This window comes from Moritella sp. Urea-trap-13 (assembly GCF_002836355.1).
Classification (GTDB): Bacteria; Pseudomonadota; Gammaproteobacteria; order Enterobacterales; family Moritellaceae; genus Moritella.
Map to the genome: position 1 here is coordinate 619,127 of NZ_PJCA01000027.1, position 22,533 is coordinate 641,659.

Genomic DNA, 22,533 nt, shown 5'->3' on the forward strand with positions numbered 1-22,533 from the left:
ATTATTTTTTCCCCATCATACGGCTTAAGGTTTCATCTTTTAATATAAAGTGATGGTATAATGCTGCACCAACGTGTGCCGCCACTAAAAGATAACAAACGATTTCAAGAATCGAGTGTGCGCTGTATGCAAAGTCAATCAGTCCTGAATTACGCTCAGAAAAACCAGGGATAGAAAATAGACCAAATACCACAGTATCTTTTGCTTTAGCTAAAGCGATGAGTAAACCACTAAGTGGCATGAATACTAGGATGCCATATAGCGCCATATGCGCCATATGCGCTGCAAATTTCTCCATATTATTGCCCAGAGCTTTAGGTTTACCCGCCCAGTTCATCCAGGTAATACGTACCAAATAAAGTACCAGTACTAATAGACCCAAAGACTGATGTAGATTAAAAGCAGCAGAGTCTGCGGTTGGGTTAACGAACATCAGCAACAATGCGGCAATAAATGCGATTGCTGAAACGATGTGTACGACTTTACTCACTGAACTGAAATGTTCAGTAGGTACAAAAATTTTCATATTTTCTCCAAAATAATAAAATGATTATTAAAGCGATTATTGGGCTGGATTATGGCCATCCCAACAGTGGATATCCCGACCCCAATGGTGACATGTAACTACCCCTATAGTGGCATGTTATGACTTTAACTGTGACATATTATGACTTCCACTTAGACATAATATGTCCCTTGGTTGATTTGGATCAAATTTGCATCAACGATAAAAATTAATTTTGTGGCATAGTGCAAAAGAAGTTTTACAGCGGATTTAGTGTTGATAATAAACCGTCAATTTAAATTTATCACCATACCCATTTAGGGACGGTGACGACATTGGGTAAATAAATAGATGAGTATGATCACGCGATTACACTATTTTAATTGTGTTGTGGAAACAGGCAGTATCTCTGCAGCAAGTCGTGCTTTCGATGTGCAACCCTCTTCAATATCCCGGCAACTCGCTGCACTTGAGGCGGAGTTAGGCATTCGTTTACTCAATCGAACCACGCGTAATATTGGTTTAACTGAAGCTGGTTCGACTTATTATCATTATTCTCAGCGTATTGTTGCCGATCTCGATGAGGCTAATCGTGCGGTGAATGATTTACAGCAAAGCCCTAAAGGTAATTTAAAAATCAATATGACCGTGGGTTTTGGTGAGTCGTGTGTATTACCGCTAGTACCCGGTTTTATGAAAGCCTATCCAGATGTAAATATTGAATTAGAGCTGACTGAAAGGGTTGTCGATATCGTTGAAGACAACGTTGATATTGCCATACGAAGTGGCCGTTTATCTGACTCGAATTTAATTGCGACTAAGTTAGCGGATAATGACTTTTTACTCTGTGCCACACCACAATACTTGGCTGAACATAGCACCCCGGAAACACCGGATGATTTGAGTGATTTCAACTGTATTTGTTATGGTTATAGTGGCTGGCGTGATTGGTATTTAATGGGCAATAAGCCGCGTAAACTAGCCATTAAAGAAGGACTGATTGTGAATTCGGTCAATGGTCAAAAGCAATTGGTATTAAACCATGCCGGTTTGGCATTAATGCCTGGTTGGGCTGTCAGGCGTCAGCTTAATAATGGTGAATTGGTCCATGTGCTTGCGCAACATAGCTTCAGTCCTTACGAGCGACTGAGTTCAACCTATGCGCTGTACTTAAAACGGGATCTTATTTCCCCTAAAATCAGGGTGTTTTTAGATTATATAAAACAACATTTATGATCCCGTTAAGGACTTGTTAGAAGGTTAAGCCTAACGCGGCTAACGATTTAGAATTACTGTTAATATCAGCTGCTTCACGTTCTACTAACTCAGTTTGTTGCAGGTTGTGTTGTGAAGCATCACTGATATTAACGATATTGCGGCTAATTTCTTGTGACACCATATTCTGCTCTTCTGATGCACTGGATATTTGAATCGCGAGATCGGAAATATCGGTGATCGCGCCATAGACATTTTGCATCATGGTTTGAGTGCGTTGTGATTCATTGACACAGAGTTCGGCAGACTCTTTACCTTGTTGCATGGTTGCCGACCATTGCACTAAAGTGTGTTGGATCTCGTTAATCGAGGTTTGAATTTGCTCTGTCGCTTTATGGCTACGGGTTGATAACGCTCTCACCTCATCAGCCACCACTGAGAATCCACGACCATGTTCACCAGCGCGAGCGGCTTCAATAGCCGCATTCAGTGCCAGCAGATTAGTTTGATCGGCAATACCGCGAATTTCTAACATGATCGAGCTGATCTTTTGGGCTTCCTCCGACAGCATGCTTGCTGATGCGGCTGACTGTGCTACATCAATCGCGAGTTGACCCACTTGAACCATAGTACCTGACATGGCTTTGGTTGCGCTTTCACAATCATCATGGGCGAGTTGCACTTTTTCCGACGTTAATAGCGTACTTTGCGAGACTTCTGCAATTGTCGATGCCATTTCGGTGATTGCGGTTGCGACTTGATGTAATTCCGCTGTTTCTTGCTCAACCCCTGCTTTAGCTTTGTGGGCTGCAGAGGTAAGGTTGTCAGCACCAGTTTCGAGTGAGCGGCTACTATCAACCACACGGCCTAAAATAGTCTGGATCTTGCCTTCTTCTATTTTCAGTTGGAAATCGACAATACCTTGTGGTTTCAACCCTGAGAATACATAACGAGAAACACTGTCATAACGCTGTTTTAGACTAGCAAAATAACGCGGTACCGTGATCAATTCATTGTAGAAAATGATAAAAGGCAGTAGTGGTAATAGCATACTCAGGTAAGGCATAGTTTGACTGAAGAACAGTATTAATGCGCTTAGCGTAAAGAAGGTTAACGGTTTTAACAGCGGACGTTGGTACCATTGGAATAAGCTCTTGCCGTTATTAATGGTCGTGTAAGCCGCCTGAGCTGCTTGCTTGTCTTGCAACGCGAGGTTTTTACGTACCGATTGATAACCAACTAATTTACCCTGCTCATGAATTGGCGTAACAAACGCATCAACCCAATAATAGCGACCATCTTTACAACGGTTTTTAACCGCGCCACGCCACGGTTTTCCGGCCTCTAAATTGCTCCAAAGGTCTTTAAAAGCAGCTGCCGGCATATCGGGATGACGGACAATGTTATGGTTTTTACCGACTAATTCATCAAGTGAAAAACCGGCGACTTGGCAGAAAACGGCGTTAGCGTACGTAATAACCCCCCGAGTATCGGTGGTAGAAACTAATTCATCTTGCACATCAAATGAAACTTCTTCATTAATGACCTGAGTGTTTCTTTTATTCATTACTTGTTTATCTCCGCTGTAGCCGCTATAGCACTAAATTGTCATAGGTATTTTAATTGGTATTTAATATGCCTCTTAATGGGTGCATGATACCTTAAATTTTTTGATAATAGGGCGCGAAAAGTTAAATTAGTGTAAATGTTTTATTACTAACTATATTATTCTTAACTATATTCTTATCAAAGCGTTAGCTGAATGCTATCTATAGTCATGTTAATACTATTTTACTGAACAGGGGGTTAAGCAGACTTTATGCTAATACCGAGTTATAAATGCGGATTAATGTTATCATTACCTCCTCTTTATCATCGGTTTTACTGGCATGATTGCAATCTTAAAAAATAACGCCTTGTTTAATTGGCAGAAATTAAGCTTTAGACGACGGTTATTATTGATCATGACTTTGTCCGGTATTGTTAAATTATTGATCTTGTCGATTGCTGGATTTGCTTATTTAAAGCACTGGGAAGAACAAGATAGTGGTAATAATGCCCTTGGTATCGCTAAATTTTTGTCTACATCGCCATGTGTCATTAAAGCGATAGAAACCAATAATCCTGAACTCATCCGAGCTAAAATTGAATATTTACGCGCGTCGGTCAATGCGGCGTTTATTGTTGTGGGTAATAAAGACGGTATTCGGTTATCTCATCCTATTAATGAGCGGGTCGGTAAGCCGATGAAGGGTGATGATAATTATAGAGCCTTAAAACAAGGCTTATCTTATGTTTCCGTTGCTAACGGTTCATTAGGCAGGTCTGTCAGAGGGAAAACCCCGATTATTGATCGCAAAGGTAATATTATCGGCGTCGTGTCGGTTGGTTATTTATTGACGAGCATTGAAAGTAAAGCCGATCACTTTCTTATCTTCCTGCTAATTATGATTGCGCTCGTGGTACTCACTAATGCGTTGATCTCTAATTTTACCGCCAAGAAATTTCAAAATGCGATATTTGGCTTTGAACCGGAAGAATTCGGCCGTTTGTATATGGAACTTGAAGTCACACTCAGCACCATTAAAGAAGGGGTGGTGAGTATTGATGCTAATGGTTACTTACGTTCTATTAACCGTAGTGCCTGTGATATTTTTAAAGTGCAAGCGGAAGATGTACTGAACCGCAAAATGGATGAAGTATTACCCGAGAATAATTTGACCGAAATTTTGACCAGTAAAGTCAGTGAGTATAATGTTGAAATGATGATTAAAGGCCAAGCAATTGTGGCGAACAGGCAGATCCTCATTGTTGATGGTCAAGTTGTTGGTGCAGTATCCAGTTTTCGGCTTAAAGATGAAATAAGCGAACTGACCAAACAGTTATCGCAAGTACGCGAATATTCGGATCTATTACGCTCGCAAACCCATGAGCATAGCAATAAATTAAATACCATCAGCGGGCTTATACATTTGGGTAAAAATGAAGAAGTGCTGAGTTTAATTGGACAAGAAACAGAGCGCTATCAGCATCTCATCCAGTTCTTACGCGAAGCGATCCACGAGCCTATGATTGCCGGGGTATTGTTGGGTAAAAGTGAAAGAGCCCGAGAGTTAGGGCTGTTATTAGAGATTGATGAAGGCTCGCAGCTATTAGCCTTGCCTGAGCATATTCGTGCAGAGGATATGGTGACGGTATTAGGTAATTTTATTGATAATGGTTTTGATGCTTGCAACAGCAGTCATACTAGCAAGTCAGAAAAAAAAGTAACGGTGAGTATTTCTGATTTTGGCGATGAAATCATTATTGAAGTAGAAGACAATGGTTGTGGCTTACCAAAAAACATTGCCCAAGAAGAGTTGATTAAGCAAGGCGTATCGAGCAAATCAGAAAATAATCGAGGCGTAGGACTTCATCTTGTTAATCAAATTATTAGCCAATATAACGGGCAATTAATGATGGAAAGCATAGATAATAAAGGAACAAGAATGACGGTGTATTTACCAAAACAGCATGCTGATAAGGATATTGAAAATGACATCAACTAAGGCGATTAAAGTCTTAATCATTGAGGATGATGTGGGTATCGCTGAGATCCACCGCCGTAATTTAATGAAAATAGATGGCTTAGAGGTTATCGGTATCGCCACTTCGAAAGCAGAAGCTGAAACCTTGCTCGATGTATTAACACCCGATTTAATCTTGTTGGATGTGTATTTACCCGATGGTAATGGTTTAGATATTCTGCGTGATTTACGTCAACAGCAGCATCAATGTGATGTGATTTTGATTACTGCAGACCGTGACGCGGATACATTACAAGCGGCAATGCGCGGTGGGGTGGTTGATTATATTTTAAAACCAGTGATCTTTGCGCGCTTAGAAGAATCGTTAAATAAGTACCTCAAACAGAAAAATCAATTTGGTAACCTAGATGATTTAGATCAGCATTTGGTTGATTCGATGATCTCTGTTAGCGTTAAAAACCCAGCTGCATCACGTCTACCTAAAGGCATTGATAGTGTCACCTTGGATAAAGTACGTAGCTTGTTTACTGACCATGAGGATATCACTGCGGATAATGCGGGGGTATTGATTGGTGCAAGTAGGACTACGGCAAGACGTTATTTAGAGCACCTCATTAGCACTGGTGAACTGGTTGCTGATTTAAACTACGGTACAGTCGGGCGTCCAGAACGAACTTATAAAAAACAAGCGAGATAATGCTTGTTTATGCAAACCATTAGTTAGTGAATGACTATTTTATTGATGAAAAAAAACAGCGCTTAGAGCGCTGTTTTTGTTTCCGTTACCGATCAAACCGTATTGTTAATCACAGTCATCGACAAATTCTGACTTCTTTGCTCTGCGACGGTTAAACGCGGTCAGTAGTAAAGGTGTGATCAGTACTAAGGCTGAAATGACAGTGAAAGTCAGTGTTATTGGACGTTCCCATAAGAAGCTTAACTCACCATCACTGATCATTAATGAACGGCGTAGGTTTTCTTCCATCAAACCACCCAGAATAAAGCCCAGTAATAACGGTGCTAAGGGGAAGGTCGCGAGCCTGAGGAATATCGCTATCACCGCCACTAAGATCATGATAAACACATCAACAGTATTAAACGAAACCAGATACACGCCAGTGATTGAGAAGAAAATAATCATCGGCAGTAACACTGTTCTTGGCACGGCTAATAGTTTCGCAATATACGGGATCAGCGGTAGATTCAACACCATCAATACTAGGTTACCGAAGTACATTGAGATGATCACTGACCAGAAAATCTCTGGGTTATCGACAAACAAGCGTGGGCCAGGTTGGATGCCGTAAGAGATCATTGCACCCAGCATAATCGCTGTGGTACCAGAACCTGGAATACCTAAGGTTAATAGTGGTACAAATGAACCACTTGATGCGGCATTGTTCGCGGCTTCCGGCGCTACTAGACCACGAATACTACCTTTACCAAATTCATCACGTTTATCTTTAGGGGCAAGGTTACGCTCTAAGCCATAACTTAGGAATGCCGCAATCGTTGCGCCTGCACCCGGTAATACCCCGACAAAGAAACCCAGAATAGAAGAACGAATTGCCACGGGGGCGACTTCTTTGAATTCTTCTTTAGTTACCTTCATGCTACCTATTTCAGATAGGGCACTGTTTTCTTCTGCTGATGTATCTGGTTCAGGTTTTAAAATACTGAATAATATTTCCCCGAGGGCAAAAGTAGCCATCGCTAATAATAAGAAACTAAAACCATCCATCAAATCAGTTAAGCCAAAGGTGAAACGTTCAACGCCAATGCCTTTATCAATACCGACTGTTGATAGCATTAAACCAAAAATCGTCATCATCCAGGCTTTTAATACCTGACCTTTACCCGCAAATGCAGCAACGGCAGATAGACCAACTAGCATTAAGGAAAAATAATCCGATGATTGAAAACTTAATGATACTTTGGCTAACGCGGGTGCGGCGATTAATAGCATGATTGCAGACAGAGTACCGCCAGTAAATGATGCATAGGCGGCAAGTGCTAATGCTTTACCGGCTTGGCCTTTTTTAGCCAAGGGGTAACCATCAAATGCGGTGACCACGGTGGACGAACAACCGGGCGCATTGATGAGAATCGATGATGTTGAACCACCAAAAATGGCACCATAGTAAACGCCAGCCATTAAGATCATGCCCGAAGAAGGGTCTAAACCATAAGTAATGGGGATCATTAACGCAATCGCGGAAATCGGCCCAAGACCGGGTAGCATACCAATAAATGTACCAACAAAACAACCGACCATAACCATCATTAAGTTGGTTGGCATGATTGCTGTGGATAAGCCTGCTAAAATTCCATCTAACATAATTATCGTCCTACAAGCTTAAAAAGAGGTAACCAGGTTCAAGATAAATATCCAGAACTTTGGTCAGTAGTAACCAAAACACAGTTACAAAAGGGAAAGATGCACCAAACAATACCGCTTTGCGGCGTTCGCCAAGTAGCCAAAAACCGACTAATAAGAATAAGCTGGTTGCCAAGACGAATCCGAGCCAAGTTAAGCCGATCCCATACGCGGTCATTAAGGCAACGAATGCGCCGAGTAGACGCCAATCTAAACTGCTTTCATCAGCAGCTTGTTGTGCGCAAGCATTAGTACTCGAAGCTGTCACGGGTGACATGACGATAAGCAGCAGTGACATGATGATGCCACCGGCGGTAAGTAAATAAGGTAAAGTACGTGCCGTAAAGGCCTCGTATTCGTCACCAGGGAAAAGCTGAATTTGGGTAGCTTGGTATCCGTAGATTAAGCAGACCAGGAGGAATATTAATCCACTGACTCGGTCTCGGTTTAAGCGTGGTAAAGGTGTTGATTGCATGGATGCTCCGATTTAAAAGAAAGCCACAGTGAATGTGATTACTGTGGCTGTATCATGGGGATGAATTAGTTTATTTTAAGAAACCTAACTCACGCATCAAGGCACCCATTTGCAGTTCTTGTTGTTCTAAGAATGCATAAAAGTCTTTATCTGCTTTGTAGTTATCAATCCAACCATTACGGTCACGTACTGTAGCCCACTGGTCAGTCTTATACATTTCACTTAATACTTTGTTCCACTCTGCAACTTTCGCATCACTGATACCCGGTGAAGCAAAGAATCCACGCCAGTTAGCAAATACGGTGTCGTTACCCATCTCGGTAAGCGTTGGTACATTTGGCGCTGCAGCTAGACGTTCTGGTGCTGTGATAGCAAGAATACGTACTTGACCACTTTTAGACATTTCCAGTACTTCACCTAGACCGGTTGAAAGTAGTGGTGTTTCACCTGACAATACTGCTGCCATTGCTTTACCGCCAGCGTCATAAGCGATGTAGCGCACTTTACGGGCATCAAAACCTTCGCCTTTAAATGCCGCTGCTGCAATCAGATGATCCATGCTACCGCGCGCAGAACCGCCGGCAATTTTTACTTTTCGTGGGTTTTCTTTAAATGCGGCAACAACTTGTGACCAGTTTTCAAATTTAGAATCTGCTGCAACAACAATTGCGCCATAATCGGCAATCGTTGTTGCAACGGGCGTTAGGTCACGGAACGACTGTGGGAAAATACCAGTCAAAGAACGGATCACAATCGGTGTCGAGTTAACCATTAAAGTGTCTTGCTGACGAGCCGCAGTCTCAATCATGTGAGCAATCGCTTTACCGCCACCGCCACCAGAAAGATTTTGATAAGAGACTTTGTTCACTAAGTCAGCCTTCATTAATACATCGCCAGTGCCTCGGGCTGTCATGTCCCAACCACCGCCAGCACCGCCAGGTACAATAAAGTGAATTTTCTCTAAATCAGCAGCCCAAGCTGCTGATGAGAGTGTTGCAATACTTGCCACGATAAGTGATGAGGCTACACGCTTCCTAAATTGCTTTAGCATGGTATCCATTCCTTGTGTTTATTGTTATTAGTTAAATAGCTAATGTTTGGTATTAATGGTTAACACCAATGGGGAGTGATGTTACGTTAATGTTGGCGGTGTTGTTGTGACGGGATGGAAACTGTAAATAATGGCAATTAACGACGTTGTGGTCGTTTTGTTCATAAAGTTCACAGCGGGGTTTAGATTAATAGAGGATATAAAAAAGCCGCCTCTTTTATTATATATAAATAAATGAGGCGGCTTTTATATCTTTTACAAATCAGTGTTCTCTACGAATTTTTTAAACTGTAGTGAGCAAAATTAACTACTGGTACTGTTTACTACAGGAGCACTTTTATTGGTGATTGTGCTGTCACTCTGTGCCATTGATTCTAGAATGGCATCTTTTTCTGTCCACATTTGCGTTAAGTGCTGCTGAAAACCAATTTTGAATGCACGGTCTTTTTGATAATCACCACGCATTTTGACATCAATATCAGCCACGCGGATATGTACGTGAACATCTTTTACTTCACCACACAGATATTGCCAAAAGCTTGGCGTCTGGCCTGAGTAATAAATCGAAACATCAACGATTTTGTGAATATGCTCGCCTAATGCAGAAAGTGCAAACGCGAGTCCTCCCGCTTTTGGTTTTAACAGATGTTTGAACGGCGAGCTTTGTTTGCCATGTTTCGCGGCGGTTAAGCGCGTGCCTTCAACAAAATTCATCACACTAACTGGGCTTGATTTGAATTTAGCACAGGCTTTACGGGTTACTTCGATATCTTTACCGCGTAATTTGGGGTTTTTCTTTAATTGTGCGCTGGTATAACGACGCATGAATGGGAAATCTAACGCCCACCAAGCCATGCCTAAAAAAGGCACAAAGATAAGCTCTTTCTTTAAGAAGAATTTTAAGAAGGGGATCTTTTTATTTAATACCCGTTGTAAGATCAAGATATCAACCCAAGATTGATGGTTAGCAAGTACCATGTACCATTCTTTTTCAGACAGTTCGATATCAGCACTGTGAAGATGAATATTAACTGGGTGTATAAGGCGTTCGATTATTACGTTAACGCGGATCCAACTACTGGCACAGAAAACTAACAATGCAGAGCAAATTGATTGTAGTTTTTTAATTGGCAGTAATTTAATAGGGCTTAAAACAATGATTGGGATGACCCAAAACAATAAATTTATAAACCACAATACAAACGCTAAGCAGCCTCGTACAAATGACATGATACTTCCTAAACAGTGATGTGCGAAAAATAGAGTCCCTATACTACTGTTCAGCCTCAGACTACTCAATATTAAACTATCGCATAACGAATAAAATGAGCGTATACGCCTAAAGGTCGGAGCAGTTACGGCTAATACATAAAACATACGATGGTTTCAAGTCACACTTTTGAGGTAAATATTGAAACCACAACGATAATTTAATATAAACACTGTCTCCTCGTCAGTAATCATTTATTCTATGATCAGTTATATATTTTTTATTTAAATTCGATGTAAGCCATTACTTAAAAAGTATTTTTTATTTTAATCATTAAGGAAGCGCATTTATGAATACTGCAATTGATATACTCTTAACCCCGTGGCTTTGGATTGCTATTGTCGTCATCTTTACTATTCAAAGAAGCATATTATTCATTCCGCAAAACCGAGGTTACGTCATCTATACCTTCGGACGTTACAGCGGCACATTGCAAGCTGGGCTTAACTTTATTGTGCCTTTTGTACAGCGCGTTGCTGCAGATCGTAACTTAAAAGAACAGTCGTTAGATATTTCGTCACAACTGGCTATCACCAAAGATAATATTACGTTGGAACTTGATGGTATTTTATTCATGAAAGTGACTGATGCGGCGGCTGCGACTAATAATATTACCGACTATAAATTAGCGGTAGTACAGCTGGCGACAACAACAATGCGTAATGCTATTGGTTCGATGGAACTCGATCAGTGTTTCCAAAACAGAGATAACATTAACGCATCTATCTTAGCGTCGATGACAGAAGCGACTCAACCTTGGGGTGTGCAGGTAACACGTTACGAGATTAAAGACATTACACCGCCTATTTCAATTAAAGAAGACATGGAAAAACAAATGGCGGCAGAACGTGAAAAACGTTCTGTGATCCTCACGGCTGAAGGTGTTAAGACTGCTGCGATCACGCAAGCTGAAGGTTTGAAACAAGCCCGTGTATTAGATGCAGAAGCGGCTAAAGCAGAGCAAGTACTGGCGGCTGAAGCAAGTAAAGAATCACAAATATTAGAAGCGACGGGTAAAGCCGAAGCGATTCGATTAGTGGCCGACGCGGATTCTAATGCGCTAAATGTAATTGGTGCTGCAGCTATCACTGCTGAAGGTCAGCAAGCGGTGCGTTTGACATTAGCACAAGATACCATTGCTGCGCATAAAGCCATTGCATCTGAAGGTTCTGTGATTTTAACCGATGGTAAAACGGGCGATAATATTGGTAATACGGTTGCTCAAGCGATTGCCGTTTCAAGCGCACTGAAGTTATCTGAATAGTGAGTTTGTCTTCTATCAATGGAGTTTACTAAATGGATACATTAATTAACTACTTACAGAACCATCACGATCAATTACTTTATATTATTGGTGCGATAGCATTGATTGTTGAGTTGAGTGTGACGGGGTTAAGCGGGCCATTACTGTTTTTTGGTCTTAGTTGTCTGATCACTGGGGTATTGGTTAGTACTGGCATAGTCCAAGGCTGGGAGTTTGAAGTATTATCGGTAGGCCTATTGTCTGGCGTGGTAGCTCTATTATTATGGCAACCGCTTAAGCGATTTCAGGGCAATCGGTTGGTACAAGATACCAGTAGCGACATGATAGGACAAACCGTACCGGTGAGCGAAGTTGTCACGATGAACGGCGGTAAGGTTCGTCATTCCGGTATTAATTGGAATGCGCGGTTAAGTGAAACCGCAACGGTTGAACTCCTTGACGTTGGTCTACGGGTTAAGATCGTTGCAGTCGATGGCAACATTCTAATCGTTGAGTAGTGACTAGAGATTATTTATAACATGAGCTAGATAATGCCTAGAGTAAAAGCTCGATGCATTTATCAGCGACTTAACTCATCCGAGCAGATGAGATGTTTAATACACAGTTCATAAAACGCTTGTGCTTGAGGAGAGATAGTATGTTCTGCAAGTCGAAAGATGCCCATCTTTCGTTCTAGCAGTGGGTCGATAAGGGGTAACCACACTAGGTCTGTTTCATTATTGGGAAAGGCCAATTTAGGCAGTGTGGTTATGCCAATTCCCAGTTTTAATACAGAGAATAAAGAGGTGATATTCTCTACCGAGTAAAGCGCTTTATCAATAAGCACCCTTGCTGCGGTTGGTTCTAGCAGTGTACAGGTGCCGTTATGAATAAATGGCTGATCCAATAATGCCCGCCATTCAATACCGTTAATATTACGTGCAATGGGATTATCCTTTAAGCATACCACCCCAATTGGGTCTGAAATCAGTGGTGTAAAATCAACTGCTGCAGCGTCTAAATTGGCACAATTCCCCAACGCTAAATCTACTTCGCCTGACAATAATCTGGCTTCGACGCCAGCCGCGTTATCATCAATTAAACTGACCTCGACATTGGGGTAGTCCTTACAAAACCGTCCCAGTACGTTAGGAATGAGCTTCGCCGCTACCGAGGGCACACTAGCAATACGCACGCGACCTTGTTGGCCTGCTGCTGCTGCCCGTAAGTCATTATCTAATGTTTTATAAATATGCAGAAATTGGGTGACTTTGGGTAAGCATATTTGACCAAAGGGCGTGAGCGTTGACTTGTTGCCCGATTCAAATAGCGGTTGCTCTAAGGTACGTTCAAGCTCTTTGATAGAGGTTGATAATGCCGCTTGAGAGCGATTCGCTCTGCTTGATGCTGCGCGGAACCCACCTTCTTCGACCACTAAAACGAAATGTCGCAATTGTTGTATTTTAATATCCATCTTTAATAGCCTATGAAGTATGTTGTGATAAAGCCTGTCTTGATAAAAAGTATGTCGTGATCACGCTTTTATGGGGTGATAAGTTTTTCTTATCAATCGTACAGAATTTACCGTTAGATTTATCAAGAGTCAAATGGCAATATTCACAACATTGAAACAAAGCAGCTACAAATGGATATAAACATGACAACTCAAAGCTACCCGGTAAAAACTGAATTATTTGCGTCTAAAGCGCCACTCGAATGGGCGATTGTAAATAATGGCACTTTATATACTGCGCAGATCCCGATTGATCAAACTGGGGCAGTTGTTGCGGGTGGCATTGAAGCACAAACTCGCCAAACCTTTGATAACCTGGTCCACACATTAGAATGTGCAGGCGAGTCGCTTAGTTCAGTACTGCAAGTCTTAATCTATGTCACTGACCGTGAATATCTAGCAACGGTGAATAAAGTATATGCCGAATATTTTGATGCACCTTATCCCAATCGCGCTGCCATGGTCGTTGCGGGACTGGCACGTGAAGAGATGCTGGTCGAGTTCGTCGTTTATGCTGCGGTCAGTGAATCGTGAACGCAGTATTAAAGCAAAATTAAAGCAAAATAAAAGATCAACTATACTCACGAATGTAATCTAAATTACTTAATGTATCGCCGAAACAAGGAAAGTCACATGACAACTCAAACTCAACGCATTCAAGCAGAAAGCTCACTTTATATTGGCGGCGAATGGCAAGCTGGTGTTAGCACTGTCGCTAACATTAACCCGTCAGATATCAGCCAAAACCTGGGTAATTTTGCACAAGCAAGTACGGCGCAAGTACATCAGGCTATTTCGGCGGCAAAACATGCTCAACCAACATGGGAAAAGACCCCACTAGAACAAAAACAAGCGGTACTACAAGGTATCGGTGATGAGCTGATTGCACGTTGTGATGAACTGGGTCGCTTACTATCAAGTGAAGAAGGTAAACCATTCCTAGAAGGCCGTGGTGAGATTTATCGTGCTGGCCAATTCTTCCAGTACTTTGCAGCTGAGGTATTACGCCAAATCGGTGATAGCGCCGCGTCAGTTAGACCTGGTGTGACGGTTGAAGTAACGCGTGAAGCTGTGGGTGTTGTTGCTATTATTTCCCCGTGGAACTTCCCAACGGCAACTGCGGCGTGGAAGATCGCCCCAGCATTAGCCTTTGGTAACAGTGTTATCTGGAAACCGGCCAACCTAACGCCAGCCAGTGCAGTGGCATTAACAGAAATCATTCATCGCCAAGGTTTACCAGCAGGTACGTTTAACCTGGTACTGGGTAGCGGTTCTGAAGTCGGTAATGTATTAATTAATTCAACGGAAGTAAACGGCGTGAGCTTCACCGGTTCTGTTGATACAGGTCGTAAAATTGCTGCTGCAACAGCGCCAAACTTTGTGCGTTGCCAGTTAGAAATGGGCAGTAAAAACGCCTTGATTGTTGCTGATGATGCCGACATTAATATTGCTGTTGAAGCGACTATTGCCGGTTCATTCTCGGGCGCAGGTCAAAAATGTACAGCGTCTTCTCGTCTTGTGGTGATGGATGGTATTCACGATGCGTACGTAGAAGCGTTAATTAAGCGCATGAGTCAACTGAAAGTGGGTCATGCACTTGAAGACGGCGTGTTTATGGGCCCTGTTGTTGATGGCAAGCAATTAGACGCTAACCTCGCTTGGATTGATACAGCACGTCAAAGTGGCGGCGAACTGGCCTTTGGTGGTGAACGTTTAAGCATGGAACATGAAGGTTTCTACATGTCGCCTACACTGTTTATTAATACTAAAAATGATTGGTCGGTGAATCAAGAAGAAGTATTTGCGCCGATGGCGAGTGTGATCCGTGTTGCTGATTTAGAAGAAGCGATTGCGACAACAAACGATACCCGCTTTGGTTTAACCAGCGGCATTATCACCCAAAGTCTACGTACGAGTACGCTGTTTAAACAGCAAGCACAAACCGGTTGTGTGATGGTTAACTTACCGACTGCTGGTACGGATTACCATGTGCCGTTTGGTGGCCGTAAAGAGTCAAGCTTTGGTCCGCGTGAGCAAGGCCAATATGCAAAAGAATTCTATACCGTGGTGAAGACTGCTTATCAACGTGCTTATTAAGTTCGGTTGAAAGCGGTATCGAAAGCATAGCCAAGTTAATAAAATTCAGATGAATAATGAAGGAGTCGGTATGTATAGCCAAAGGATTGTGATTGACGGGTTGCAGTATTGCAATTGGGATCGAGAATACTTCCAGACATTAAAAAACAGTGGCATTACAGCTGTTCACGCGACGATTGTCTATCACGAGACTGCGCGTGAAACGTTAAGCCGTTTTGCTGAATGGAATTTAAGGTTTGAACAAAATGCCGACTTGATTATGCCTATCCACTCTGTTGCTGATATCGAGAAAGCCAAGGCGTTAGGCAAAGTGGGCATTTTCTTTGGCGCGCAAAACTGTTCATCGATTGATGATGAAATCGGTTTGATTGAAGTAATGCGTCAACAAGGTCTGCTTATTATGCAATTGACTTATAACAACCAAAGCTTACTGGCGACTGGGTGTTATGAGAAAAATGATAATGGTATTACCCGTTTTGGTAAGCAAGCGATTGCAGAGATGAACCGCGTTGGCATGATCATCGATATGTCACACAGTGCAGAGCGATCTACACTTGAAGCGATTGACCTTTCGTCACGTCCAATTTGTATCAGTCATGCCAATCCGACGTTTGCGTTTGAAGCACTGCGTAACAAGTCGGATACGGTGATCAAATCGTTAGCAGCGCGTGGCGGGTTATTGGGATTTAGTTTGTACCCATTTCACCTACCCAATGGTAGCCAGTGCACTTTGGATGATTTTTGCCAGATGGTCGCGAAAACGGCCGACATGGTGGGCATTGATCATCTTGGTATTGGTAGTGATCTGTGTCTAAACCAACCGCAAGCGGTATTGGAATGGATGCGTAATGGACGTTGGTCTAAAGCCATGGATTATGGTGAAGGTTCGGCAAGTAATTCAGGATGGCCTGATTCATTGCCTTGGTTCTGCGGCAGCGCAGGCATGGAGAATATATATAACGGATTAATGCGCTACGGATTTTCAGAATCTGAAGCGGGGCAAGTATTAGGCGAGAATTGGTTTAACTTTTTAAAGCAAGGATTAGAGCCTATTTCGTAAGTCGTTACGACACATAGAACGTCAGCCCACCCTTAATCGACAGGGCTGGCGTAAACACACCTTTGCAGTTGCAAAGCATACCTCTGGAGTCAGAGCATGTCAGATTTAACCAAAAGCGCGAAAGCGGCGAGCTTAAACAGTGATGGTAGTAATACCTCAAGCTCATCAAGTGATAGCGCAGTAAATGAGAATAAGTCTACAGCGGATAAATTGGGTTTTAGTAACCCAGCTTTTTGGTACAGCGGTAGTTTTCTTGCTGCCTTTGTACTATTAGCGTTATTCGATGAAGCCTTATTGTCTAGCCTTGTGAATAGCGGGTTCTTGTGGGCTGTAAAAGTCTTTGGCCCCTATTGGCAAGTTTTGTTGTTATTAACTTTTTTGATTGGTATTTGTTTAGCCGCTGGTCGTACGGGGAAAGTTATTTTAGGCGCGCTTCCTGAGCCTGAAATGGATGGTTTCCGTTGGATGGCTATTATCTTTTGTACTCTACTTGCAGGTGGTGGTGTGTTTTGGGCTGCGGCAGAGCCTATTGCGCATTTTGTGAGTCCACCACCTTTGTATGGTGCACAAGATAATATTCAGCAACAGGCTGTTAATGCCTTGTCACAATCGTTCATGCACTGGGGTTTTCTGGCTTGGGCGATTGTCGGTAGCTTGACGTCTATCGTGGTAATGCATTTGCACTACGATAAAGGCTTACCGCTTAAACCGCGTATTTTGCTTTACCCTGTTTTTGGTGACCGCGTACTCACTGGCCACACTGGCGCCTTGATTGATGCGTGTTGTATCGTCGCGGTTGCTGCTGGCACCATTGGTCCTATTGGTTTCCTTGGTTTGCAGGTGAGTTATGCTCTCAACTTCTTGTTTGAGATCCCTAATGGTTTTACTACACAGCTTATTATTATCTTATTTGCGATTGCATTATATACGCTCTCAGCGCTAAGTGGTTTGAATCGTGGTATGCAAATGCTCAGTCGCTACAACGTCATTCTGGCTTGTGTGTTGATGGTTTACATTCTTATTTTTGGTCCAACTAACTTTATCTTTAATGGTTATATCCAAGGTGTGGGTAGCATGGTCGATAACTTCATACCTATGGCTACATACCGTGGTGATGAAGGCTGGTTGAGCTGGTGGACGGTATTCTTCTGGGGTTGGTTCTTAGGTTATGGCCCGATGATGGCAATCTTTATCGCGCGTATTTCACGTGGTCGAACAATTCGACAACTCGTTACCACCATCAGTATTATTGCGCCGCTCACCACGTGTTTTTGGTTCACTATCGTCGGTGGTTCGGGTTTAGCGTTTGAAATAGCAGAACCGGGTTCAGTAAGTTCTGCATTTGAAGGGTTTAATCTACCAGGTGCGCTGCTTGCGGTGACAACACAATTACCGTTCCCTATGATCACCTCGATTTTGTTCCTGATCTTAACGACGATCTTTATCGTGACGACGGGTGACTCGATGACTTACACCATTAGTGTGGTGATTAGTGGTGACGCTGAGCCGAATGCATTTATCCGTGCTTTCTGGGGCATCATCATGGGAATTACAGCCTTGATCCTTATTTCACTTGGTTCGGGAGGTATATCTGCACTGCAATCGTTCATTGTTATTACTGCAGTACCGGTTTCTCTCATCTTATTGCCATCACTTTGGAACGCGCCACAGATCGCGATGAAAATGGCGAAAGACCAAGGTTTATAGACCAGTCTATTTATAACATGGAAGGTCGGTAACTCGGCCAGTTTATAAGTGGATAGTTTATAAGTAGATAGTAGCGACAAAATGTGAAGCAGGGCGGTTAGCAAGCCGCCTCATTAAAACAATTATAATTAAAATGGAAGTTAATAATATGGATGCTCGTCCTTCAACTTGCGGTGGCACTTATATGCGTGATCCTATAACCGTTATGGCGCCAGAAAGACTTGGTGCAATGCATCAGAATCGGATTAGTTTTGTACGTACGTTAATCCGTAAAATGGCACAACAAAAATGGCAAGTCACTAAGCACGACTGGCAGTTATCACCCCAAGGTTTTGGTCACGTAATTTACAAGTTGACGACGTTAAATCACGTTTATCACTTGGTTATTTTTTGTGATGAAATTGCCGATGAAGATCGTAACGATCGGGTTATCGCCGAGAAGTGGGACGTGACCTTCGCCCTTGTTTATGGTGATGTTGATGTTGAGTTGTTAGGACGCTTACGTGCCAATGTGCCGTTGCAAGAAGCAGGACGAAATCCAAATAAAGTATTGGTATTAGCCAGAGCTAACAAAAGTGTTCGCGTATTTGAACATCTTGTTTCTCACTTGGCAAAAGGCCAACAACCGAATGCCAAAGAACTTGCTGAAGTGGGTTACATTCTACGTACCACGGCCGTTTATGGTAATGGTAAATTTGGTATTGCAGATTTTAATTGGCTTGAAACAACGGAAGATTTTAATCAGTCATTCAGTGCGCAAATGTGTGCCGTGTATATTTTGCGTGAATTCAGCTTGGATTGGGTGCATTACATCGCGAATCAGCAAGGTGGTGATAAGGCGGTCAGTTTAGATATCGACTTGCAACGTTACCTTGGTATCGGTAATGCAACAGGTCTAGGCATGGCGCCATACTTAATCAATCATCCTTGTGTTGTTGATAAGTGGTTGTCGTCACGAGAGTCTGCGCTTACGGCTGTATTGAATACTGCGGTGACGATTAACAAACTTGAACCCTTACAACATTTATTGCAAAAAGGTCTTTGTCATTTAGATCAAATTATCACGATAAATGCACATCAAGACGGCCTTAATACCACCGCCATAGGTGAACTGCATGATTTATTAGGTAAGTTAGAAAGCCTGTTGTTACAAAGCGCAACCTGGCATGAGTTGGTTGATTACAGCGGTCAGTATAGTTTGGAAACGCAAGAGATACTGCTGTCGTGTTTGATGGAGATTTATCCTGAGTTAGTCGATAGCTATGAAACCAAGATGAATTGTGATGAAAACCTAAATCTACCGAGCGGTAAGCGTATCGAAGATTTGATTGCGGTTTTGGAAAATCGTTATCGCTGGGCCATTGATACTGACTTTAAGCAGCCAGAAAATAACTATTGGTTTTGGTATCGTTCACAAGACAAAGAAGAACCCCGTTTAGGCGTTCGCGGTGAAGAACCAGGCGAAGACCGTGAGTTGCCACTTGATATTGGTCGTCAAGCGTACCGTCTTTATCATGCATTACTGATATGTAAACCAAACATGCAATTGGCTGAATTTTTAGTGCTACATCCTCAATATCGCGCTATTTCGCGTCGTGTTTGGACGCTCGGCAATAAAGAAATGGGCGAGATACAGATGAACGTATTGCACAAAACTGCATTGCCAATGCATTTGTTACGCTGCAAATTAGCGGTCTTTGGTGCCACTAAATTTGATCCACGTTCAGAGCGTTGGGTACGGGTTACCTTTTTTCAAGGTGCACCTTTACTTAATGAAATTCATGATGGCGAGTGGTTATTCCCGTTGTTACCGAGCCATTCATTAAATCAAGCAGTAGCAGAAGGAGAAGCGTCATGATTGTTTCACATAATGAATTAACAGCCGTGGTGAACAAAGCCTTTCTTGGCATGCGCCGTACCTGTGGTGAAGCCGATATTATTGCTAATATGGTTGCTGGCTTGCAGATGGTTGGTTTGAATGGTATTGGTCATTTTAATAATGCGGCACAGTTTTTAACTGCCGAGAAAGATTGCCCTGTCGATATTTTTATGACTAATGAGGGTGGCTTAGTCGTTGACTTGCATGGCTGTAGTTTGGCCTGTCACTTGCCTGTGGTGATTGACTATGCGATTGAAAAAATGGTGGGTAAAAAGCACCTGACGATTGAATTAAAAAATTGCCACAACCGTTGGCTGGCGTATAACGAATTGGTGAAACTCGCCGCTAAAGGCTTGGCTTGTAAAGCACAATGGAATAATGGTTCGTCACCACAAAACACCCTGTATATTTTAAATCAAGGTTGTGTGTCACCAGAGTTGTTTTTATCTGATCATCTCGATTTAACGGGGCGTACGTTACATGATATGACCATTCAATTATCAGTGAAGAATTTTGATATTGCCGGTTACTCTGCGGGTTACGAAAGACATATTAACTCTTCAGCACTTAATAGCGCGCAACGTGATACTTGGTATGATGGTATTCTTGTTGATGATGCGGAGTGGGAAAAATTGAAGAAAACCGCAACGGCACTTTTGGTTGAAAATAGTGAGGCATCCGTTAAGGGCGCAGGGGAACTGGTTTAACCGCTGTGGTTACCAGGCTAAAAACTAGCTACTGCGCTGGTTAGTTTTTAGTTCAAGTTCAAGCTCAGGTCATCGATTTACTTGTGCGACTACCTCGGTTTTTAATGCACTTCAATATGAGGTAGTCACAGTCTTGGGTCTTTAGGGGGTGGTAATTGTTACACGCGATAGTTATTTATATACGATAGTTATTTAGCGTATTAATCACTTCTTCTGACTGACGTAAGGCTCTTAATTGGGTAAACAAGTCAGCGGCTTCAGGATATTGCTTACGAAGATAGCTAAACCATTGTTTTATTCTATTTGGTAGATACTTCTCTTTATCACCTCTAATCTCTAATTGGCAATAATTTTGTAATAACGCGACGACATCAGCCCAAGGCATCGCTGCTTGGTTATATTTAACCACTGCACCTAAATTGGGTAAGTTTAATGCGCCACGACCAACCATTAAATCTTCACAGCCTGTTACGGCTAAACAACGCTGACCATCTTCGTAGTTCCAAATCTCACCATTGGCGATAACCGGAATTGAGACATGTTTTTTGATTTCAGCAATTGCTTCCCAGTTAATCGCCGCTGCGCGATAACCATCGGCTTTGGTGCGGCCATGTACGGTTAGTTCATTGGCTCCAGCTTGTTGCACTGCGTCGGCAATTTCTAACTTTTGATTACTGTCATCCCAACCTAAACGGATCTTGGCACTGACAATATGCTCTGCAGGTACAGCTTCACGTACTTGCTTGACGATTTGATATACCAGTTCCGGTTCACGTAAACACGCGGCGCCGCCTGATGACTTATTCACTTGCTTTGCGGGGCAACCAAAATTGATATCTAAACCGTGAGAACCCAGTTCAATCGCTCTTACTGCATTTTCAGCCATCCATTCTGGGTGTTGTCCTAATAATTGAATGCGAACAGGCGTACCGGCTTGAGTGCGGCAACCGTTGTTTAATTCTGCACAATAGCGGTAATAAATTTTCTCTGGTAATAGTTGTTCGACGACTCGAATAAACTCAGTTACGCATAAATCGTAACCACCTTGCGCTGTTAGTAACTCGCGCATCAAATTGTCAACAACGCCCTCCATTGGGGCTAAAACTACGCGCATGTTATTGTCCTGCGTTGGCAAAATGAGCGATTAAAACAGAATTAACCATAATTGCCAAATATATCGTATAATAATTTCTTCAAAAGGACGTTAATTTTAATACTCGCTTGCATATCAACAAGCAGTTACTTAAAATTTATCCCCAATATTTATTTTATATATTGAGCACGTGTTATAGCCAAAGTTATTTGGTGATATGACAGTTCGCTCATCAAATTAACAGGTTGAAACATGAACCAAGATACACTCGGGTTTATTAAAAGCAGTATTAAATCAATTCCAGATTATCCAAAAGCAGGCATTATCTTCCGTGACGTAACAAGCTTAGTTGAGAATGGCCCAGCATTTTCTGCCACTATCGACTTACTTGCAGAACGTTTTAAAGATGCTGGCTTTACTAAAGTTGCGGGCACTGAAGCGCGTGGTTTTATCTTTGGCGCTCCGTTAGCAAAAGCACTTGGCCTTGGTTTTATTTTAGTGCGCAAGCCGAACAAATTACCGCGCAAAACAATTGAACAAAGCTATGAGTTAGAATACGGTACTGATACGTTACAAATTCACGTAGATGCTGTGGACGCAGGCGATAAAGTACTTATCGTTGACGATTTACTTGCAACTGGCGGCACTGTGGCGGCAACTGTGTCACTGATCCGTCAGCTTGGCGGTATTGTTGAAGACGCTGCATTTGTTATCTCACTACCTGATCTTGGCGGTGAAACTGTATTAAAGAATCTTAATGTTAATATTACTAAATTAGTGGATTTTGACGGCGAGTAATTCGTTGTCACATTCA

20 protein-coding genes are annotated in these 22,533 nt (G+C 42.4%); 12 read left to right on the forward strand and 8 right to left on the reverse strand.

Going from position 1 to position 22,533, the window contains the following annotated elements; translation table 11 throughout:
• Position 1: 1 nt before the first annotated feature.
• Positions 2–526, reverse strand: a complete 525-nt coding sequence (locus tag CXF93_RS05615; protein WP_101061436.1) for a cytochrome b — start codon at positions 524–526, stop codon at positions 2–4.
• 330 nt (positions 527–856) lie between these two features.
• Between CXF93_RS05615 and CXF93_RS05620 the strand changes: the two genes are divergently transcribed.
• A complete protein-coding gene (locus CXF93_RS05620) occupies positions 857–1,741 on the forward strand; it encodes a LysR family transcriptional regulator (RefSeq protein WP_101061437.1) in 885 nt (294 codons plus the stop codon).
• 16 nt (positions 1,742–1,757) lie between these two features.
• On the opposite strand, the gene CXF93_RS05625 is transcribed toward CXF93_RS05620, so the two are convergent.
• A complete protein-coding gene (locus CXF93_RS05625) occupies positions 1,758–3,287 on the reverse strand; it encodes a methyl-accepting chemotaxis protein (RefSeq protein WP_101061438.1) in 1,530 nt (509 codons plus the stop codon).
• 322 nt (positions 3,288–3,609) lie between these two features.
• Here CXF93_RS05625 and CXF93_RS05630 point away from each other — a divergent pair, with 322 nt between their 5' ends.
• The gene (locus tag CXF93_RS05630) at positions 3,610–5,268 is read left to right on the forward strand and encodes a sensor histidine kinase (RefSeq protein WP_232784118.1); all 1,659 of its coding nucleotides are present in this window, start codon (positions 3,610–3,612) and stop codon (positions 5,266–5,268) included.
• On the forward strand, positions 5,255–5,944 hold the full coding sequence (locus CXF93_RS05635) for a response regulator (protein WP_101061440.1): 690 nt from the start codon (positions 5,255–5,257) through the stop codon (positions 5,942–5,944). Before CXF93_RS05630 ends, CXF93_RS05635 begins: the two co-directional genes overlap by 14 nt.
• A 105-nt stretch (positions 5,945–6,049) precedes the next feature.
• Here the strand turns inward: CXF93_RS05635 and CXF93_RS05640 are convergent, their stop codons facing one another.
• The 4 genes from CXF93_RS05640 to CXF93_RS05655 all read right to left on the reverse strand — a co-directional run bounded on the left by CXF93_RS05640 (position 6,050) and on the right by CXF93_RS05655 (position 10,380).
• Complete coding sequence (locus tag CXF93_RS05640; RefSeq protein ID WP_101061441.1) at positions 6,050–7,585, reverse strand: tripartite tricarboxylate transporter permease; 1,536 nt, start codon at positions 7,583–7,585, stop codon at positions 6,050–6,052.
• 10 nt (positions 7,586–7,595) lie between these two features.
• Entirely contained in the window at positions 7,596–8,099 is a 504-nt protein-coding gene (locus CXF93_RS05645) for a tripartite tricarboxylate transporter TctB family protein (RefSeq protein WP_101061442.1), read from the reverse strand.
• 70 nt (positions 8,100–8,169) lie between these two features.
• Positions 8,170–9,150 carry a tripartite tricarboxylate transporter substrate binding protein gene (locus tag CXF93_RS05650; RefSeq protein WP_101061443.1) on the reverse strand — a complete coding sequence of 327 codons (981 nt, stop codon included), beginning with the start codon at positions 9,148–9,150 and terminating at the stop codon, positions 8,170–8,172.
• 303 nt (positions 9,151–9,453) lie between these two features.
• On the reverse strand, positions 9,454–10,380 hold the full coding sequence (locus CXF93_RS05655; protein WP_101061444.1) for an acyltransferase: 927 nt from the start codon (positions 10,378–10,380) through the stop codon (positions 9,454–9,456).
• A gap of 329 nt (positions 10,381–10,709) precedes the next feature.
• Here CXF93_RS05655 and CXF93_RS05660 point away from each other — a divergent pair, with 329 nt between their 5' ends.
• Positions 10,710–11,684, forward strand: coding sequence for a slipin family protein (locus CXF93_RS05660; RefSeq protein ID WP_101061445.1), 975 nt, complete (start codon positions 10,710–10,712; stop codon positions 11,682–11,684).
• A 32-nt stretch (positions 11,685–11,716) separates the two neighbouring features.
• The gene (locus tag CXF93_RS05665; protein ID WP_017220575.1) at positions 11,717–12,181 is read left to right on the forward strand and encodes an NfeD family protein; all 465 of its coding nucleotides are present in this window, start codon (positions 11,717–11,719) and stop codon (positions 12,179–12,181) included.
• Positions 12,182–12,243: 62 nt separating this feature from the next.
• On the opposite strand, the gene CXF93_RS05670 is transcribed toward CXF93_RS05665, so the two are convergent.
• Complete coding sequence (locus tag CXF93_RS05670; protein WP_017220576.1) at positions 12,244–13,137, reverse strand: LysR family transcriptional regulator; 894 nt, start codon at positions 13,135–13,137, stop codon at positions 12,244–12,246.
• Between the two features lie 183 nt (positions 13,138–13,320).
• On the opposite strand from CXF93_RS05670, the gene CXF93_RS05675 reads away from it, so the two are divergent.
• The 6 genes from CXF93_RS05675 to CXF93_RS05700 all read left to right on the forward strand — a co-directional run bounded on the left by CXF93_RS05675 (position 13,321) and on the right by CXF93_RS05700 (position 20,626).
• On the forward strand, positions 13,321–13,710 hold the full coding sequence (locus tag CXF93_RS05675; RefSeq protein WP_369832195.1) for a RidA family protein: 390 nt from the start codon (positions 13,321–13,323) through the stop codon (positions 13,708–13,710).
• Positions 13,711–13,809: 99 nt separating this feature from the next.
• The gene (locus tag CXF93_RS05680; protein WP_017220578.1) at positions 13,810–15,273 is read left to right on the forward strand and encodes an aldehyde dehydrogenase family protein; all 1,464 of its coding nucleotides are present in this window, start codon (positions 13,810–13,812) and stop codon (positions 15,271–15,273) included.
• Between the two features lie 70 nt (positions 15,274–15,343).
• Entirely contained in the window at positions 15,344–16,333 is a 990-nt protein-coding gene (locus CXF93_RS05685; protein WP_017220579.1) for a membrane dipeptidase, read from the forward strand.
• Between the two features lie 96 nt (positions 16,334–16,429).
• Entirely contained in the window at positions 16,430–18,040 is a 1,611-nt protein-coding gene (locus CXF93_RS05690; protein ID WP_101061447.1) for a BCCT family transporter, read from the forward strand.
• Between the two features lie 148 nt (positions 18,041–18,188).
• Complete coding sequence (locus CXF93_RS05695) at positions 18,189–19,898, forward strand: hypothetical protein (protein ID WP_101061448.1); 1,710 nt, start codon at positions 18,189–18,191, stop codon at positions 19,896–19,898.
• Positions 19,895–20,626 (forward strand): DUF3726 domain-containing protein, encoded by a 732-nt coding sequence (locus tag CXF93_RS05700; RefSeq protein WP_017220582.1) that lies wholly within the window; start codon positions 19,895–19,897, stop codon positions 20,624–20,626. Before CXF93_RS05695 ends, CXF93_RS05700 begins: the two co-directional genes overlap by 4 nt.
• Positions 20,627–20,801: 175 nt before the next feature.
• Here the strand turns inward: CXF93_RS05700 and dusC are convergent, their stop codons facing one another.
• The gene (gene dusC / locus CXF93_RS05705) at positions 20,802–21,740 is read right to left on the reverse strand and encodes a tRNA dihydrouridine(16) synthase DusC (RefSeq protein WP_101061449.1); all 939 of its coding nucleotides are present in this window, start codon (positions 21,738–21,740) and stop codon (positions 20,802–20,804) included.
• Positions 21,741–21,971: 231 nt separating this feature from the next.
• Between dusC and apt the strand changes: the two genes are divergently transcribed.
• Positions 21,972–22,517 (forward strand): adenine phosphoribosyltransferase, encoded by a 546-nt coding sequence (apt, locus tag CXF93_RS05710; protein WP_101061450.1) that lies wholly within the window; start codon positions 21,972–21,974, stop codon positions 22,515–22,517.
• Positions 22,518–22,533: the final 16 nt, after the last annotated feature.